The sequence below is a fragment of the Pseudomonas sp. URMO17WK12:I7 genome (genome assembly GCF_003269045.1).
Classification (GTDB): domain Bacteria; phylum Pseudomonadota; class Gammaproteobacteria; order Pseudomonadales; family Pseudomonadaceae; genus Aquipseudomonas; species Aquipseudomonas putida_J.
The window spans coordinates 1-18,407 of sequence record NZ_QLTL01000018.1; the positions used below are offsets into that span (position 1 = coordinate 1).

The window sequence follows — 18,407 nt, forward strand, 5'->3', positions numbered from 1 at the left end:
TCGACCCGCAGCGGCAAGGTATTGATGAACATGCCCAGCGCCCGCTCGGCGCCCTCACCGCCTTGCAGGCGGCCCAGCAGCACGGTGCCGAACACCACGCGGTCCTGGCCACTGGCAGCGCCCAGCAGGCGCGCCCAGGCCAGGTGGAACAGGCTGGCGACGCTGATGCCGAGTACACGGGCCTGACGGCGCAGGCTTGTGGCAAGCGTCGGCGCCAACGTCAGCTTGGCCTCCTGCATGTCACGGCCGTCGCCCTGCACGTCGCTCAGGCCAAACGGCAGGGTCGGTGCGTCGATATCGGCCAGTTGCGTCCGGAAGAACGCTTCGTGCTCGGCCGAGCTGGTGCCCAGCCTGGCCTGGGCCACGTAGTTGCGGTATGGCACCGGCGTGTGGGCCGGCGCTGGGGCGCCCTGCATGAAGCCTTGCAGTTCTTCGCCGACCACTTCCAGGGCGGTATGGTCGAGGACGATGTGGTGGAACTGCAGGGTGGCTTCGAGCACGCCATTGCCCGGGGTGTAGAACAGCTGGAGCAGTGGCGCCTGGTCCAGCCGCAGGGCCGGCAAGCCGCCGTCCAAGGCACCCGCCAACACGGTTGGCACGCTGCGCAGGACCACCTGCACCGGCTGCGGCAAACCGTCCCAAAGCACTGCGGTGCGCAACACATCGTGGCGCGCAATGACCTGGTCGAGGGCGCCGGCAAAGGCCTGCAGGCGTTCAAGGTTGTCGAAACGCAGGCGCGAATAGAGCACATACGGGTCGTGCCCGGCGGCGCTCAGGTGGTGATAGAGAATCCCCTCCTGCAACGGCGCCAGCGGGTAGATGTCCTGCACATTGGCAGCGCCGCCCGGCACCCTGGCGACGATCTGGTCGATGCTGGCCTGGTCGAGGTCGATCAGGCTGAGCAGGTCCGGGGTGATCTGGCGGCAGGCCGCCGGGATGCGGTTCTCGGGCACCTCGACCTGCTGAGCGTGCCCCAGGGTGGCCGCCAGTGCGGCGATGGTCGGCTGGCCGAACAAGGTCCGTACATCCACCTGCAGGCCCTCCAGGCGCAGGCGCGCGGTCAGGCTCACGGCCAGCAGCGAGTGGCCGCCCAGCTCGAAGAAATTGTCGTGCCGCCCTACTTGCTGTATGCCCAGCAGTTCGCTCCAGAGGGCGGCCAGCAGGGTTTCAGTGCTGCCTCGCGGGGCCTCGAAGTCGCGATGCTGCAGCGCGGCGTCGGGGGCCGGCAGGGCCTTGCGGTCAAGCTTGCCGTTGGGGCTCAGTGGCAACTGGTCGAGGTGAATGTACTGCGCTGGCACCATGTAATCCGGCAGTTGCGTCAGCAGCGCCTGGCGCAAGCCATCGGCCGTGTGTGGTTCGCCAGTGTGATAGGCGACCAGGCGTGCTTCGAACGCCAGCACCACCGCCTCACGCACACCTTCGATGCGGGTCAGGCAGGCCTCGATCTCGCCCGGCTCGATGCGCAGGCCGCGGATCTTCACCTGGTGATCGTTGCGACCGAGGAACTCAAGGTTGCCATCGGCACGCTGGCGTACCAGGTCACCGCTGCGGTACAGCCGCTCGCCAACCGCGAACGGGCTGTCGATGAAGCGCTCTGCCTGCTGCTGCGCCAGGCCCAGGTAGCCACGGCTCACGCCGGCGCCACCGATGTGCAGGTGGCCAGCCACACCCCACGGCACTGGCTGGTCGCGGCTGTCGAGCACGTACAGTGCGGTGTTGTCGATCGGCTTGCCAATCGGCAAGCTGCCGCGGGGTAGCGCAGCGTCGGGCTCCAGCGTCCAGGCGCTGCAGTCGACGGTAGTTTCGGTGGGGCCATAGACGTTGTGCAGGCGCACACTCGGCAGGCGCTGACGGACCAAGGCGGCCAGTGCTTCGGTGAGCTCGCCGCCGCCACAGACGATGTCGCTCAGGCTGGTACAAGCGGCGCTTTGTTCCTGCTCCAGGAACTGCTGCAGCAAGGCCGGTACGAACTGCACCACGTTCACCTGCTGGTGCTGGATCAATTGCGCGAGGTACTGCCCATCGCGCTGGCCACCCGGCCGCGCAAGCACCAGGCGCAAACCGCTGCACAGCGGCCAGAACAACTCCCATACCGAAGCATCGAAGCTGATCGGCGTCTTGTGCAGCACACGCCCGGCACCGGCGCACAGGCGCTGGCTCCAGTGCAGCAGGTTGACCACGTTGCGGTGCTCGACCATCACGCCTTTCGGCACGCCGGTAGAGCCTGAGGTGTAAATCACGTAGGCCAGGTGCCGCGCCGTCAGGCCCGCCACTTGCGGGTTACTGGCCGGCTGGTGCTCCCAGCCTGGCCGGTCCAGGTCGACCTGCACCCCATGCTGCGCCACGTCGCGGGTCGCAGCATGCACCAGCAGCACCTGGGGTGCACTGTCGTCGAGCATGTGCCGAATACGCTCGGCCGGGTAGCTGGGGTCGACCGGCACATAAGCGCCGCCGGCCTTGAGAATGGCCAGCAGGCCGACCACCAGCGACAACCCACGCTCGACGCAAACCGCTACCCGATCATGGGGTTTCACACCCAGGGTGATCAGCTGATGCGCCAGGCGGTTGGCCTGCTCATCGAGCTCGCGGTAACTCAGTTCGCCCTCTTCAGCCACCAGTGCCAAAGCATCCGGCGTGAGCCTGGCCTGCGCCTCGAACAGGCTGTGCAGCGTCTGCTGCAGATCGTGTGGGTACTCGCTGGCGTTGGCATCGGCCAGCAGTTGCTGGCGCTCCTGCGGCGCCAGTACCGGCAATTGCTGCAGCGCCAGTTGCGGCTGTTGCTCCAGCGCATCGAGCAGACCAACCAGCACCTGCAGCAACTGCTCACAGATACGTTGTGCGCCTACCTGGGCCGAGACCTGGGCGGTGATGCGCAGGCCGTCACCAAGGTCGTCGACGTTGACGCTCAGCGGGTAGTTGCCATGGCCGCCGCTGGGCAACGCCTGGATGCCCTCCAAGGCTTCGCGCTGCGCCTGCTGTTCGCTGGCACTGGCGCCATGGCGGTAGTTGAGCATGGCGCTGAACAGTGGCAGGGGCGCAGCCACGCCGCTGCAGCGCTGGGCCAGGGCCAACGAGGCGTGCTCATGCTCCAGTAACGCACTCAGGCGCTGATGGGCCAGGCGCACGCCATCACGCACGCCAAGGCCGTCCAGGTCCAGGCGCAATGGCAAGGTGTTGATGAACATGCCCAGGCCATGATCGGCGCCGGCACCGCCCTGCAGGCGACCAAGCAGCACGGTGCCGAACACCACGCTGTCCCTGCCACTGGTGGCCGAGACCAGCCGAGCCCAGGCCAGGTGCAGCAGGCTGGCGGCACTCACGCCCAGTTGCTGGGCCTGTCGGCGCAGCCGTTGGTACTGGCTGCTGTCAAGTGCTACGGCAGCCAGGTCGAAGTGGCTGGCCTGGCCCTGCAAGTCGGTCAGGCCGAAGGGCAAGGTGGGTTCGTCGATGTCCCCGAGCTCTGCGCGGAAGAACGCTTCATGCTCGGCTTCGCTGACGGCCAGACGTGCCTGGGCCACGTAATTGCGGTAAGGCACCGGCGGCCTAGTCGGCTGATCGCCACGCAGGTGGTCGCGGATCTCTTCAAGCACCACTTTCATCGCGGTGTGATCGAGGGCGATATGGTGGAACTGCAAGGTGGCCTCGATGGCGCCGTCAGCGTCGCCGTACAGCAAGCGAATCAGCGGCGCCCGGCTCAACTGGAAGTCGGTGTCGCAGCCTTCGCGGGGCAACACGGCAAGCGGTGCATGGCGCCAGACCACTTGCACCGCTTGCCGCAGCCCGTCCCAGAGCACGGCGGTGCGCAGCACATCGTGGCGGGCGATGACCTTGTCCAGGGCCGCGGCGAAGGCGTGCAGGCGTGCCAGGCTGTCGAAAGCAACACGCCACTGCAGCAAGTACGGGTCGGCACCTGTGGCACTTAGATGGTGATAGAGGATGCCCTCCTGCAGCGGGGCCAGCGGGTAGATGTCCTGCACGTTGGCGGCGCCGCCCGGCACGCTGGCGACGATACACTCGATACTGGCCTGGTCCAGGTTGATCAACGGCAGCAGGTCTGGCGTGATCTGCGTGCAGCCGGCCACGATACGGTTTGCCGGCACCTCCACCTGGCGGCCCTTGCCCAGTACGGCGGCCAGTGCGGCCACCGTCGGCTGGCTGAACAGCACCCGCACGTCAGTGTGCAAGCCTTGCTCGCGCAGGCGCTCGATCAGGGTCACAGCCAGCAGCGAGTGGCCGCCCAGCTCGAAAAAGTTGTCGTGCCGGCCTACCCGCTCGACGCCCAGCACCTCGGCCCAGACAGCGGCCATGGCGGCTTCACGCCCGCCCTGCGGCTCGACATGACCTTGCGCTACCGCATCGGGCTCGGGCAGTGCGTTGCGGTCCAGCTTGCCGTGGCTAGTCAGTGGCAGCTGCTGCAGGCCGATGAACGCATGCGGCAGCATGTGCGCCGGCAAGCTGGCTTGCAGCGCCAGGCGCAACACATCGAGGTCGACCGCTGCGGTTTCGGTGAACCAGGCCAGCAGGCGCTCGCCGCGCACCAGCACCACGGCATGCTCGATACCGGGCTGGGCCGCCATGGCCGCTTCGATCTCGCCCAGTTCGACGCGCATGCCGCGGATCTTCACCTGGTCATCGTTGCGGCCCAGATAGTCGAGGCTGCCGTCGGCGTTCCAGCGCACCAGGTCACCACTGCGATACATGCGAGCGCCCGGCATACGGCTGAACGGGTCCGCCAGGAAGCGCTCGTCGGTCAGTTGCGGGCGATTGAAATAGCCCCGGGCGACTTGGCCGCCACCGATGTACAGCTCGCCGGTAACCCCCACCGGCACCGGCTGACGACGCTCGTCGAGCACGTAGACGCGGGTGTTGGCGATCGGCTTGCCGATGTGCAGCGCGCCGCCAGGCAGCACCGTGCCGGAGGTGGCGACCACGGTAGTTTCGGTTGGCCCGTAGTTGTTGACCAGGGCAAAGCCTGGGTCGCGGTCGAACTGGCGCAGGCGGTCACCACCGATCAGCAGGGTGCGCAAGGTCGGATGCTGGCGTTCGCGGCGCAGCGCCTGTTCGGCGACCGGCGTCGGCAGGAAGCTGACCTTCAGCGGCTGCTCCAGCCACCAGTCGAGCAGTTCCTCGACGTGCTCGTTACCGATGTGGCGCGGTGGCACGTGCAGCGTGGCACCGGCACACAATGCCGGCCAGACTTCCCAGGCCATGGCATCGAAACCAAAGCCGGCAACGCTGGAGGTGCGTTCGCCAGCCCCCAGCGCGAAGGCCTGGCAGTGCCAATGCACCAGGTTGGCCAAGGCCTGGTGCTCAATCATCACGCCCTTGGGCTGGCCGGTTGAACCGGAGGTGTAGACCACATAGGCCAGTTGATGGGCATCGAGGCCAAGTACCTCAGGGTTGCTGTCCACTGCCAGCCAGCTTTCTGGCTGGTCGAGGTCCAGCCGCGGCAGGTGGCCTGGCAAACCATCGACGGACGAGTCGGCCAGCAGCAGCGCAGGCGAACTGTCGGCCAGCAGGTAGGCGATGCGCTCACGCGGGTAGGTCGGGTCCACCGGTACATAGGCGGCCCCGGCCTTGAGCACGGCCAGCAAGCCGATCAGCCGTTCGATGCTGCGCGGCAGGCACAAGGCAACCCGGTCGCCACATTGCACACCCTGTTCGATCAGGCGGTGGGCCAGGCGGTTGGCGCGCAGGTTGAGTTCGCCATAGCTCAGGGCCTGATCGCCCTGGCTTACGGCCGACGCTTCAGGTGCGCGGGCGGCCTGGGCCTCGACCAAGGCATGGACGGTCTGGCCCTGCGGGTAGGCCTGCGCCGTGGCGTTGAAGCTGCCGAGCAACTGTTGGCGTGCCTGCTCACCGATTATCGGCAGGCTGTCGACCGTGGCCTCGTGCCCAGGCTCCAACGCTTGCAGCAACTGGGTGAGCGCGTTGGCCATCCATTCGGCGACGCGGGCGGCACCGATGCCTTCGACGGCCAGTACGCTGAAGCTGAAACCCTCGCCAAGGTCGTTGACGCTGAGGGTCAGCGGGTAGTTGCTGCGTTCTTCGCCGCCCAGCAGGCGCACACCCTCCCAGATGCCCTCACCTTCGCGCGGCGCATCGGCGGCGCTGTGGCGGTAGTTGAGCAACGCGCTGAACAGCGGTACCGAAGCGGCCACGCCACTGCAACGTTGGGCCAGGGCCAAGGGTGCATGCTCGTGGCCAAGCAACGCCGACAGGCTGCGATGGGTGGCCCACAAAGCCGCGTGCGCGCTGGCACGGGTGTCCACCCGCAGCGGCAAGGTGTTGATGAACATGCCCAGTGCGCGGTCAGCGCCTTCGCCACCTTGCAGGCGGCCCATCAGTACGGTGCCGAACACCACGTCGGTGCGGTTGGCCAGCACGCCCAGCACCCGCGCCCAGGCCAGGTGCATCAAGCTCGCGGCGCTGACACCCAGCTGCCGGGCCTGGCTGCGCAGCCGCAGGCTGAGGCTGGCATCCAGCGCCAGGAAGGCGCTGTCGATATTGCGCCCGTCGCCCTGCACATCGGCAAAGCCCAACGGCAAGGTTGGCTCGTCGACATCTGCCAGCATCTCGCGGAAGAACGCCTCCTGGCTGGCAGGGTCGGCCATGCGGGCCTGAGCCACGTAGTTGCGATACGGCACGGCCACCGGCAGGGTTGCGCCCTGGCCGAACAGCAAGGCGCGCATTTCCCGGGCGACCACATCCATGGCGGTGTGGTCGAGGGTCAGGTGATGGAACAACAGGATCGCCACCACCTGATGGTTGGCGGGGTCGAGGCTGTAGTACAGGCGCGTGAGCGGTGCCTGGCCGAGGTCCAGCCGGTGATGGCGGGCATCGAACCGCGCGTGCAATTGTTCGATGCGCGACGCGCCAGGTTCATCGGGCAGGTCGTCAACCTCGCACACGGCCAGCTCGGCAGCACGCCATACCACCTGCAGCGGCTGCGCCAACCCTTGCCAGTGCACCGCGGTGCGCAGGATATCGTGGCGATCGATGACTTGCTGCAAGGCGCCGGCCCAGGCCAGCAGGCGCTCGACGCTGTCGAACGCCAGGCGCGTCTGCAGCAGGTACGGGTCGCCCTGTTCGGCGCTCAGGTGATGGTAGAGGATGCCTTCCTGCAAAGGCGCCAGCGGGTAGATTTCCTGCACGTTGGCGGCACCGCCCGGCACCGTGGCGACGATGGCATCGATACTGGCCTGGTCCAGCTCGACCAGGCTGAGCATGCCCGGGGTGATGCGCGCAGCGCCCTGTGGCAACCGGTTGGCCGGCACCTTGGCGGCCTCGCCGCTTGCCGTCGCGCAGGCCAGCGCCGCCACGGTCGGCTGGGCGAACAGCACGCGCACGTCGATGACCAGGCCGGCCTTGCGCAGGCGTTCGACCAAGGTCACGGCCAGCAGCGAGTGGCCGCCCAGTTCGAAGAAGTTGTCATGCCGCCCTACCCGCTCGACGCCCAGTACTTCGGCCCAGATCGCAGCCATGGCCACCTCGGTCTGGCCTTGCGCCGCCTCATAGGGCTGGCCTGGCAGCAAAGCGCCGTCCGGGTTGGGCAACGCACGGCGGTCGAGCTTGCCGTGGCTGGTCAATGGCAGTTCATCCAGGCGGATGAACGCCCATGGCAACAGGTGTGCCGGCAAGCTGGCCTGCAGGGCCTGGCGCAACTGTTCAGGATCGATTGGCGCGGCCTCGGTGTACCAGGCCAGCAGGCGACCTTCGCGCACCAGCACCACGGCATCGTCGATGCCCGGCCGGGCGGCCAGGGCGGCCTCGATTTCGCCCAGTTCCACACGCACGCCACGGACCTTCACCTGGTCATCGTTGCGCCCCAGGTAATCGAGGGTACCGTCGGCGTTCCAGCGCACCAGGTCGCCGCTGCGGTACATCCGGCCACCGGGGTTGAAGGGGTCGTCAAGGAAGCGTTCTGCGGTGAGTTCAGGGCGATTGAAATAGCCGCGGGCGACCTGCGCCCCGCCGATGAACAGCTCACCAATGACGCCAACCGGCACCGGTTGCCGGCCTTCGTCGAGCACATACACGCGGGTGTTGGCGATCGGCTGGCCGATATGCAGTGGGCCGTTGGCGTAGAGCTGGCCGGAGGTGGCCACCACCGTGGTTTCGGTCGGGCCGTAGTTGTTGATCAGGGCAAAGCCTGGTTCGCGCTCGAACTGGCGCAGGCGGTCGCCGCCCACCAGCAGCGTGCGCAAGGTCGGGTGCTGGTGGTCACGGCGCAAAGCCTGCTCGGCCACCGGGGTGGGCAGGAAGCTGACCTGCAGCGGCTGCGCCAGCCACCAGTCGAGCAGCTCGTCGACGTGTTCGTTGCCGATGTGTGCCGGCGGCAGGTGCAGCGTGGCACCTGCGCACAGGGTCGGCCAGACCTCCCAGGCCATGGCGTCGAAGCCGAAACCGGCGACACTGGAGCTGTGCGAGCCGGCCCTCAGCTGGAACGCCTGGCAGTGCCAGTGGACCAGGTTGGCGAGGGTCTGGTGCTCGATCATCACCCCCTTGGGCTGGCCGGTGGAGCCGGAGGTGTAGACCAGGTAAGCCAGCTGCCGTGCATCGAGCTCGGGCAGTTCAGGGTTGCTGCTGTTTGCGGCAAAGGCTTCGGCCTGGTCCAGGTCCAGGCGCGGTATCGGCGGCAAGCCTTCGATCGCAGTGCTCGCCAGCACCAGCGCCGGTGCGCTGTCTGCCAGCAGATAGGCGATACGTTCCGCCGGATAGGCCGGGTCGACCGGTACATAGGCGGCGCCTGCCTTGAGCACCGCCAGCAAGCCGACCAGGCGTTCCGGGCTGCGTGCCAGGCACAGGGCAACCCGGTCGCCAACCTTGACGCCGCGCTCGATCAGCCGATGCGCCAGCTGGTTGGCGCGCCGGTTCAGTTCGCCGTAGCCAAGGGCCAGGCCACCCTGCAGCAGCGCGGGCGCCTCGGGTGCGCGGGCTGCCTGGGCTTCGACCAGGGCATGCACGGTCAGCCCTTGCGGGTAGGCCTGGGCGGTGCGGTTGAACTGCTCCAGCACCTGCTCGCGCTCGGCCTGGGGCAGCACTGCCAACCCTTGCAGTGGTGTTTCAGGGGCCTGTTCAAGGGCGTCGATCAGGCTCGCCAGCACCTGCTCGAACTGCTCGCACAAGCGTGCAGCCCCCCACTGCGGCAGGCTCTGCACGGTCAGGCGCAGATCATCGCCAAGGTCGTCGACGCTGACGGTCAGCGGATAGTCGGTGCGCTCTTCAGCGCCGACGATATCGATACCCGGCGCCACCGGAATGATCTCGGCAGCATCGCCGGCAGCACTGTGGCGGTAGTTGAGCATGCTGTTGAACAGCGGCGCTGGCGCGGCCACGCCACTGCAACGTTGGGCCAGGGCCAGCGAGGCCTGCTCATGGCCGAGCAAGGCGCTGAGCCGCTGGTGGGTGGCCAGCAGGGCCTGGCGCACGCCGTGCTGGCCGAGGTCGATGCGCAGCGGCAAGGTGTTGATGAACATGCCCAGCGCCTGCTCACCGCCCTCACCGGTGGTCATGCGCCCCAGCAGCACACTGCCGAACACCACGGCCTGGCGTGCGGACAGTTGCCCGACCAGGCGGGCGAAGCCCAGGTGCAGGACACTGGCCGGGCTCACGCCCAGCTGCCGGGCCTGGTGGCGCAGGCGCAAGCTCAGCGCGGGCGCAAGGGTCAGGCGCGCCTGCTCCAGTGGCTGCTGGCCTTTGTCCTGCAAGCCGAAGGCCAAGGTCGGCTCTTCGATGTCGTTGAGCATTTCGCGGAAGAATCGCTCGTGGGCGTGTTCGTCCAGCGCCTGGCGCGCTGCCGCCAGCACGTTGCGGAACGGCATCGGCGGCGCCAGCAGCGCAGCCTCGCCGGCCAGGTGCGCCTGGATTTCGCGGCGCACGATGTCCAGCGCAGTGTGGTCCATGACCACGTGGTGGAACATCAGCAAGGCGACCCACTGCTCGCCCTCGCCGGGGGCGTGCATCAGCTGCATCAGCGGTGCCTGACGCAGGTCTACGCGGTAGTGGTGCGGATCGAAGCGCGCGCACAGCCGGGCCAGTGCATCGTCGCCGTCGACCTCGATGGCCTCACGCACCAGGGTCGCTTCGCGCCACACCACCTGCACAGGTTCATCGAGGTATTCCCACTGCAGCGCGGTGCGCAGGATGTCGTGGCGCTGGATCACCCATTGCAGGGCCTGGGCAAAGGCTTCGAGGTGTGCCTTGCTGGCAAAGCGCAGCTGCACCTGGGCCAGGTACGGGTCACCGTCAACGGCTGACAGGTGCTGGTAGAGCATGCCTTGCTGCAGCGGTGCCAGCGGGTAGATGTCCTGCACGTTGGCGGCGCCGCCCGGCACGCTGGCGACGATGCGGTCGATGGCCTGCTGCTCGAGTTGCACCAGCGGCAGCATGTCAGGGGTAATGCGAAACGCCGGGCTGAGCCAGCCGTCATCGCGCTCGGCGAGCATTTCCAGCAAGGCCGGCTTGTGCCGTGACAGCGCCTCCCACAGGGTGTCGTCCAGGGCTTCATCGTCGCCCAGGACGATCAGGTCCTGGTCTTCGCGCTGGAGTCGGATTGCATGGGTGGAGAGAGCAGCCATCAGTTCGCTGAAAAGCATCGGTAAGCATCCTGCTTTGCCTGGAAGGGGGTCGTCGACAAGCTAAAGGATCGTGACCGGGTGGTCTGACATGGGAAGCGGGGACAGAGGGGATGGCTTGGGGGGTGGCTTGGGGGGTGGCTTGGGGTTTTCAGCGCCTGTGATACTTCTGGCTTGAGATTTTCAGAGTCCGTGATATTCCAGGCTTGAGATTTTCAGCGCTTGTGAGATCGAGCGCCGCACGGGCGGCGCTCAATCTCACAGGCGACAAAATCGATCAAGGCGAACCGTTCAAATCCGCCGACGTTTGCCCAAGCTCGGTATGGTCGTCTGCGGTATCTTTACCGCCACCTGCTCACGGCTGGTACTGGCCGCCAGCCCGGCCAACGTCGGCTGGCTGAACAAGGTCCGGGCATCGACATGCAGACCGGCCTGGCGCATGCGCGCCACCAGGCTCACTGCCAACAATGAATGCCCGCCCAGCTCGAAGAAATTGTCCTCACGCCCCACCTGCTCGATCTTCAGCACCTCAGTCCAGATCGCCGCCAGCGCAGCTTCCAGCTCGCCTTGCGGCGCCTGGTACTGGCGGCTGATCACTGCCTCGGCCCCCGGCACCGGCAGCGCGCGGCGGTCGAGCTTGCCGTTGGGGCTCAACGGCAGCTCGGCCAGCGCGACGAAAGCCTGCGGCACCATGTACTCGGGCATGCGCGCCAGCAGATAACTGCGCAGCACCTCCAGGGCCGGAGGCTGGCCGCCATCACGGCAGGTGAAATAAGCCACCAGGCGCTCTTCGCGCATCAGCACCACGCTTTGCCCGATCACCGGGTGCGCCGCCAGCGCAGCCTCGATCTCGCCCAGCTCTACCCGCAGCCCGCGCAGCTTGACCTGAAAGTCGTTGCGCCCGATGAAGTCCAGCTCGCCGTTCTCGCGGTAACGCACCAGGTCGCCAGTGCGGTATAACCGGTCGCCCTCGACGAAGGGGCTGGCGATGAAACGTTCGGCCTGTAACACCGGCAAGCCCAGGTAACCACGGGCCACGCCAACGCCGCCAATGTGCAGCTGCCCCACTGCCCCCAACGGCACCGGGCGGTCATGCGCATCGAGCACATACAGCCGGGTGTTGGCGATCGGTCGGCCAATCGGTGGCGCCAGCTCGGGCAGGGGCTGATGGGGCTGCAAGGTCCAGGCGGTGCTGTCGACTGTCGCCTCGGTGGGCCCGTAGACGTTGTGCACGCGGACCTTCGGCAGGCACTGGCGAATGCGCTGCAGCAACGCCAAGGTCAGTTCGCCCCCCCCACAGAAAAGATCGGTCAGGCTGGTGCAACGCTCGACGCCGGGCTCCTCCAAAAACTGATGCAGCAACGCCGGCACGAACTTCATGATCGTCACCTGGCGTGCCTGCACCTGCTGCACCAGATAGCCCGGGTCACGGTGCCCGTCGGGCCGGGCCAATACCAGGCGCAGCCCGGCGACCAGTGGCCAGAACAGCTCCCAGACCGAGCCATCGAAACTGAACGGTGCACGCTGCAACAGCGCGCCGCCCGGCTGTGGCGGGCAAATCTGCGAGCCCCAGTGCATCAGGTTGCACAGGCCGCGATGCTCGATCATCACACCCTTTGGCGTACCGGTGGAGCCGGAGGTGTACATCACATAGGCCAAGCGGGACGGCCCGAGGCCCGGCACTTGCGGGTTTGCGGCGCTGCACGTCTGCCAGTCGTCAGCGTCGAGGTCGAGCAGCGGTGTGGCCAGCGCGTCGAACAGCCCTAGCGTAGCGGCGTGCACCAGCAACACGGTTGGCGCGCTGTCGTCGAGCATGTAACGCAGGCGTTCGACCGGATAACCAGGGTCCAGCGGTACATAGGCGCCACCTGCCTTGAGCACCGCAAGCAGCGCAACCATCATCGAGCTGCCGCGCTCGATGCAGATCGCCACCCGTGAATCGACACCGACACCCAATGCGATCAGGCGATGGGCCAGGCGGTTGGCCTGGGCATTGAGGGTGTAATAGTCGAGGGCAGCATCGTCCGTTTGCAGGGCAAGGACCAGTGGCGTGCGCTGCACCTGGGCCTCGAACAGTGCTGGCAGCGTACTGCCCAGCGGGCTGTGGCGGTCCTGGCTGAGGTTGAAGGTGTGCAGCAGGCGCTGCAGTTCGTCCTGCGGCACGCTGCACAGCGCAGTCAAAGGGCTGTGCATGCCATCGGCGAATTGGCGCAGGGTGGTCAGCAGGCTGGCGAGTACCCGCGGCGCGCCGAGCGCACGCGGCGCACGCAAGCCAAGCTGCAGCGCGTCGCCCAGGTCGTCGACACTCAACACCAGCGTGTGACTCAGCACTTCGCTGGCCTGCAGCAATGTTACGCCCGGCAGCACTTCGCCTTGTGGCAAGGCACCTTGGCGGTAGTTGATCAGGCCCTGGAACAGTGCTGTGCCTGCGGGCAGCCCGCTGCACCGCTGGGCCAGCAACAGCGGTGCATCTTCGTGGCCGAGCAAGCTGGCAAGCTGTGCATGGGTCTGGGTCAGGGCCTGGCTCAGCGAGCCTGCGGCCAGGCTGATGCGCAGCGGCAGGCTGTTGATGAACATGCCCAAGGCGCGGTCTGCGCCGTGGCCGGCCATGGTCCGGCCCAGCAGCACGGTGCCGAGCACAACCTCGTCGCGGCCCGACAAGCTCCCGAGTACTTGGGCCCAGGCCAGGTGCAGCAGGCTGGCCAGGCTGGCGCCGTGGTGACGGGCCTGCTTGCGCAACAGCTCGCTCTGGGCGGCGTCGAGGGTGGCGGTATGGCTGTGCAGGTCGTTTTCATCGACTGCTTTGCCGCCCAACCCTGGGATCGCTGCCAGCGGCTCGACGCCAGCCAGCTGCTCGCGGAAATAGGTTTCGTGGCGAGCCTGCCGTTCAGCATTGCTGCTCAGTGCCACATAGTCGCGGTACGGCACCGGCGTCGGCAGCTGCCCACCGCGCGCGTGCATGAAAGCCTCGAGTTCGCCCAGCAGCACCTGCAACGACACCGCGTCGTTGACCAGATGGTGGAAGCGCAGCAAGCCCAACCAGCGGCCTTGGGCAGGGTCCTCGGCGGTGACCATCGCCAGCATCGGTGCCTGGCGCAGGTCCAGCGGCCGTTGTTGTGGATCGAAGGCCTTGCACAACTGCCCGGCCAGATCGCCTGACGAAGGGGCAGCCCAGCTTTCCACCGGCAGGCGCGCCTGGCGCCAGACCACCTGCTGCGGCTGTTGCAACCCTTCCCAGGCGAGGCTGGTGCGCAGGATGTCATGCCGCTCGATCACCTGCTGCAGGCCATCGACAAAGGCCTGCCGTTGTTCGCGGCTGGCGAAGGCGAACAGCGCCTGCTGCTGGTAAGGATCCCGGGCTTCGCTGACATGGTGGTACAGCAGCCCTTGCTGCAACGGCGCCAGCGGGTAGATTTCCTGCACGTTGGCGGCGCCACCTGGCACCAATGCGACGATCTGCTCGATGGTGGGCTGGTCGAGCGAAGTGAGCCGCAGCATATCGGGGGTGATTTGCTGGCACCCCGGCAGTACGCCATTGGCTGGCACCCGCGCAACATCACCTACCGCCACCGCAGCCGCCAGGCTGGCCAGGGTCGACTGGCCGAACAGTACCTGCACGTCAGCTTGCATGCCTTGCTGGCGCATGCGCTCGATCAGTTGCACCGCCAGCAGCGAATGGCCGCCCAGTTCAAAGAAGTGGTCCTGGCGCCCGACCCGCTCGACCTGCAGCAACTCGGCCCAGAGCAATGCCAGCTGCGCTTCGATGTCCCCTTGCGGCGGTTCATGCTCGCGGCGTACCTTCGCGCCTTCATCCGCGGCCGGCAAGGCGCGGCGATCGAGCTTGCCGTTGGCCGTCAGCGGCCAGCCGGCCAGGCTGACGTAGGCCGCGGGCAGCAAGGCGGCAGGCAAGCGTTCGCGCAAATGCTCATGCAACGCGCGCGGCGTTACTGCTGCATCGCCGAGATACCAAGCCTGTAACTGCCCCTCGCGCAGCAGCACCACGCTTTCGCGCACGGCCACATGGCTGTTCAGGGCGGCTTCGATTTCGGCCAGTTCGACCCGCACACCGCGAATCTTCACCTGGTCGTCGTTGCGCCCGAGGTATTCCAAGGTGCCGTCAGCCCGCCAGCGTACCAGGTCGCCGCTCCGGTACATGCGCTCCCCGGGGCGTGCACTGAACGGGTCGTCGAGGAAGCGCTCGGCGGTCAGCGCGGGACGGTTCAGGTAACCGCGCGCCACGCCGCCGCCAGCGATATACAACTCACCGACGGCGCCAGGCGGCAGCAATCGCTGCTGGTCGTCCAGCACATACAGCCGGGTGTTGGCGACCGGCCCGCCGATGTGCAGCGGCTGCCCGGCATTCACCTCCCCTGAAGTGGCCACCACGGTGGTTTCGGTGGGGCCGTAGTTGTTCACCACCCGGTAACGGCGCTCGCGGGCCAGGCGACGCAGGCGGTCACCGCCGACCAGCAGGGTCTGCAGGGTCGGGTGCAGTTCGCCCTGAGCAAAGGCATGCTCGGCCACCGGCGTCGGCAGAAAGCTCACGTCCAGCGGCTGCGCGCGCCACCACTTCAGCAAGGCGTCGATGTCTTCGGCGCCCTCGCGTACCGGCGCCAGGTGCAGGGTCGCGCCGCTGCACAAGGTTGGCCAGACCTCCCAGGCCATCGCGTCGAAACCGAAACCGGCCAGGCTCGACTGCTGGCGGCCCGGGCCCAGGTTGAAGGCGTTGCAGTGCCAGTCGACCAGGTTGGCCAGCATGCGGTGCTCGACCATCACGCCCTTGGGCAGGCCGGTGGAGCCAGAGGTGTAGATGACATACACCAGATGGTTCGGCGCCAGGTGTGCGACGGCCGGCGCCTCGGCGCTTGCCGCTTGCCAGGTGCAGCGGTCCAGCTCGAGTTGTGGCAGGCCGTGGGCTGGCAGGCATGCACTGAACCGGGAGTGGGTCAGCACCGCGCAGGGTGCGCTGTCTTCGAGCAGGTAGGCCAGGCGCTCCTGCGGGTGTGCCGGGTCGATTGGCACATAGGCGGCGCCGGCCTTGAGTACCGCCAGCAAGCCGACCAGCGTGTCCAGCCCGCGCTGGGCCACCACCGCGATGCGCTGGTCCGGGCCTGCGCCAAGGTCGATCAGCCGCCGCGCCAGCTGGTTGGCGCGCCCGTTCAGTTCGCCATAGCTCAGGCGCTGGCCGGCGTGCAGTGCCGCCAGCGCCCCGGGCTGGCGCCTGGCTTGGGCTTCAATCCGTCGGTGGATCAATGGCTCCTGCTGCCCCAGGGTGATCGTCGCCTGGTTCCAATGCTGCAACTGCTGCTGTTCAGCGGCCGTTACCAGGTCAAACCCGGCGACACTCAACCCGGGTCGCGCCAGCCCCTGTTGCAACACCTGCAACAGCCGCTCTGCCAGGGCGGCGACCTCGTCCTTGCTGAACCAGGCCAGGTTGTGCACCAGGTGCAGGCGGGCCTTGCCGCTGTGCGGGTTGCTGCGCAGGTGTAGGCTCAACGGTGTCGGTTCGTGGCTGTTGCAGGTCATCACCGTATGGCCGCAGGCGTCACCAAAGCGCAGCTCGTTGCCATCTTCTTCGTAAGACACCATCAGCTCGAACAGCTGCGGCCGTTCTTCGCGCAGGGCGCCTAGCGCGCGGTTCAACTCGCTGAGGGCGAAGCGCTGATGACGAAAGTCTTGCTTGAGTGCGTCGCGAATGCTGCGTACCAGCTCGGCAAATGACCCATGACGGCCAAAATCCATGCGCAAGGCGCTGACCTGGGTGAACAGCCCCAGGGTCGATTTGAAACGCGCATTGCCGCGATTGCGCACCGGCACGCCGACCACCCATTGGTCCCGCTGCCAGGTACGTGTGCAGCACACATGCATGGCCGCCAACAACACGTGGAAGGCCGACGCCTGCAGCTCGCTGCCCAGTACGTTCATGCGCGCCAGCAGCTGGCTGTCGAAGGGCAGATCGAGGGCCGCGCTGGGCTCGCCGGCTGCCACCCGCCCGCGCTCGCGCGGCGCCAGCAAGGCATCGGGCAACTGCTGATATTTGCCTAGCCAGTAGTCACGGTCGCGGCCATGGCGTGCCGACGCCTGGTACTGGCTGTCGTCTTCGATGAACTCGCGGTAACCGGGCGCGCTGTCAGGCAAGGACGTGCCCTGGCCCAGCAGGCCATAGTAGTCAGCGACCTGTTTGAACCACAGGTCCACACCCCAGCCATCGAGGACCAGGTGATGCGCCTGCAGCGCGAACAGGTAGCGCTGCTCGCCCAGCCTGATCAACTGCGTGCCCCACAAGGGGCCGACGCCCAGCACAAAAGGCTTTTGCATGCAGCTGCCGAGCAGCGCCCGGGCGGCGGCCATCGGGCTTGGGGCAGCACGCAGGTCATGTTCGGCCAGATCCACCGTCAGCGTTTGCGCAAAGTACTGGCGCGGTACGCCACCCTGCCCCGCTGGCTCCACCAGCACCGTGCGCAAGCCTTCATGCAGCGCCACCAGGTGCGCCAGCGCCCTGCGCAGCCGCGGGACATCCATCGCGCCGTCGATCTCGACATAGGCACCGATGTTGTACAGCGGTGAATCGCCGTGGCCGATCTGGTCCAGCCAGATATCACGCTGGGCAACGGTCAGGGCAAAGGTTTGGGCGGCAGGCATGGGCGGGCAAGTCCTTCTTGGCTTGAACATCCGCGGATTCAAGCACCCCCTCTTCGCACTGTATGGCCCGTTAAACCCGGACAACCGAGGCGCCTATCAATAGCAGCTGAAAAGCCTGTAGGAAATCGACCACAGCTGGCCGCCCTTGATGACTTACGCCAAGTCTCATTGACCGGAAACAGCAGTGAACCGTCAGGGATACGGCGCCATTTCACTGGCTAATCCGAACTTGCCCTGCACGAGCCCAATTTCATGCCCCACTCGGGCAGTAGGAATTGATGGCATTTTCTGTCCCGGTTTTCCATTACAGACGCAGCCCCCGCTGCGGGCTTGAATACCGCCACCCCCCACCACCCGGAGCACTCGACAGCGAGACCACCCGCCGTAACGCTTTGAATCAAGGAAGACAGGATATGAAGCTGACCGCCAGCCTCGCACACCGCCCCGACCCTCAGCTGTACCTGCAACTGGGCGAACTGGTCGCCAGTACCGGCGCCGACGGTTTCGCCGCACAGATGTTACGCCTGGTCGATGCCCAGGTACCGATCCACCGGCTCGAGCTCAGCGAGTTGACCCTTGACTCGCGCCAGGCCAGTGTCAGCCGCATCAGGTTACTGGGCAGTGCCGGCCTTGCGCAGCAACGGCCTGGCAACGAGCCACTGCGCCACCCGTTGCTGCAGAGCATCATGCAGATGGACGACCCGCTGCTGATCGAGTTCAAGGCCCCGCTGGATGCCCAGCACCCCCATCAGTGCCACTTGGTGTCGTGCAGCGGCGACCGGCGCTGGGTCATTTGTTTCCATCGCCTGCCCGGGCAAAGGGCGTTTTCCCTGGCGGAGCTGTCTCAGCTCAAGAGCCTTTCCGACACCTTGCTGCCACTGGTCGAGCACCATGGTCAGTTGCTCGACCAGGGCCTCGTACGCCGCATCGGCACGCCCCCGGCCGACCTTGAAGCTGGTTCGCTGCGCCACGCCTTTGGCGAGCGCCTGGTCCAGGAAGCGGTCAGGCTTTCTACCCGCGAGGAGGAAGTGTGCATCGGCCTGCTGACAGGCGGCACGGTGCCGGAAATGGCGCAGAAGCTGAATGTGAAGAACAGCTCGATCGAAACCTACCTAAAGCGCGCCACCGCCAAGCTGGGGGTCAGTGGCCGCCATGGGCTGGCGAAATGGATGGCCGGCGCCTGACTGC

At 66.9% G+C, this 18,407-nt stretch carries 3 protein-coding genes; 1 reads left to right on the forward strand and 2 read right to left on the reverse strand.

What is annotated here, in order from left to right:
• The coding region (locus H040_RS22370) for a non-ribosomal peptide synthetase (protein WP_050437149.1) at positions 1-10,598 on the reverse strand (10,598 nt) is incomplete at its 3' end.
• 270 nt (positions 10,599-10,868) lie between these two features.
• On the reverse strand, positions 10,869-17,219 hold the full coding sequence (locus tag H040_RS22375; protein WP_027916626.1) for a non-ribosomal peptide synthetase: 6,351 nt from the start codon (positions 17,217-17,219) through the stop codon (positions 10,869-10,871).
• A gap of 413 nt (positions 17,220-17,632) precedes the next feature.
• On the opposite strand from H040_RS22375, the gene H040_RS22380 reads away from it, so the two are divergent.
• Positions 17,633-18,403 (forward strand): helix-turn-helix transcriptional regulator, encoded by a 771-nt coding sequence (locus H040_RS22380; RefSeq protein ID WP_027916627.1) that lies wholly within the window; start codon positions 17,633-17,635, stop codon positions 18,401-18,403.
• Positions 18,404-18,407 lie beyond the last annotated feature (4 nt).

What these genes read in the sequence shown, in the direction of transcription:
- H040_RS22375 (WP_027916626.1), bottom strand. Translation starts at nt 17,219, where the DNA reads ATGCCTGCCGCCCAAACCTTTGCCCTGACCGTTGCCCAGCGTGATATC.
- H040_RS22380 (WP_027916627.1), top strand. Translation starts at nt 17,633, where the DNA reads ATGAAGCTGACCGCCAGCCTCGCACACCGCCCCGACCCTCAGCTGTAC.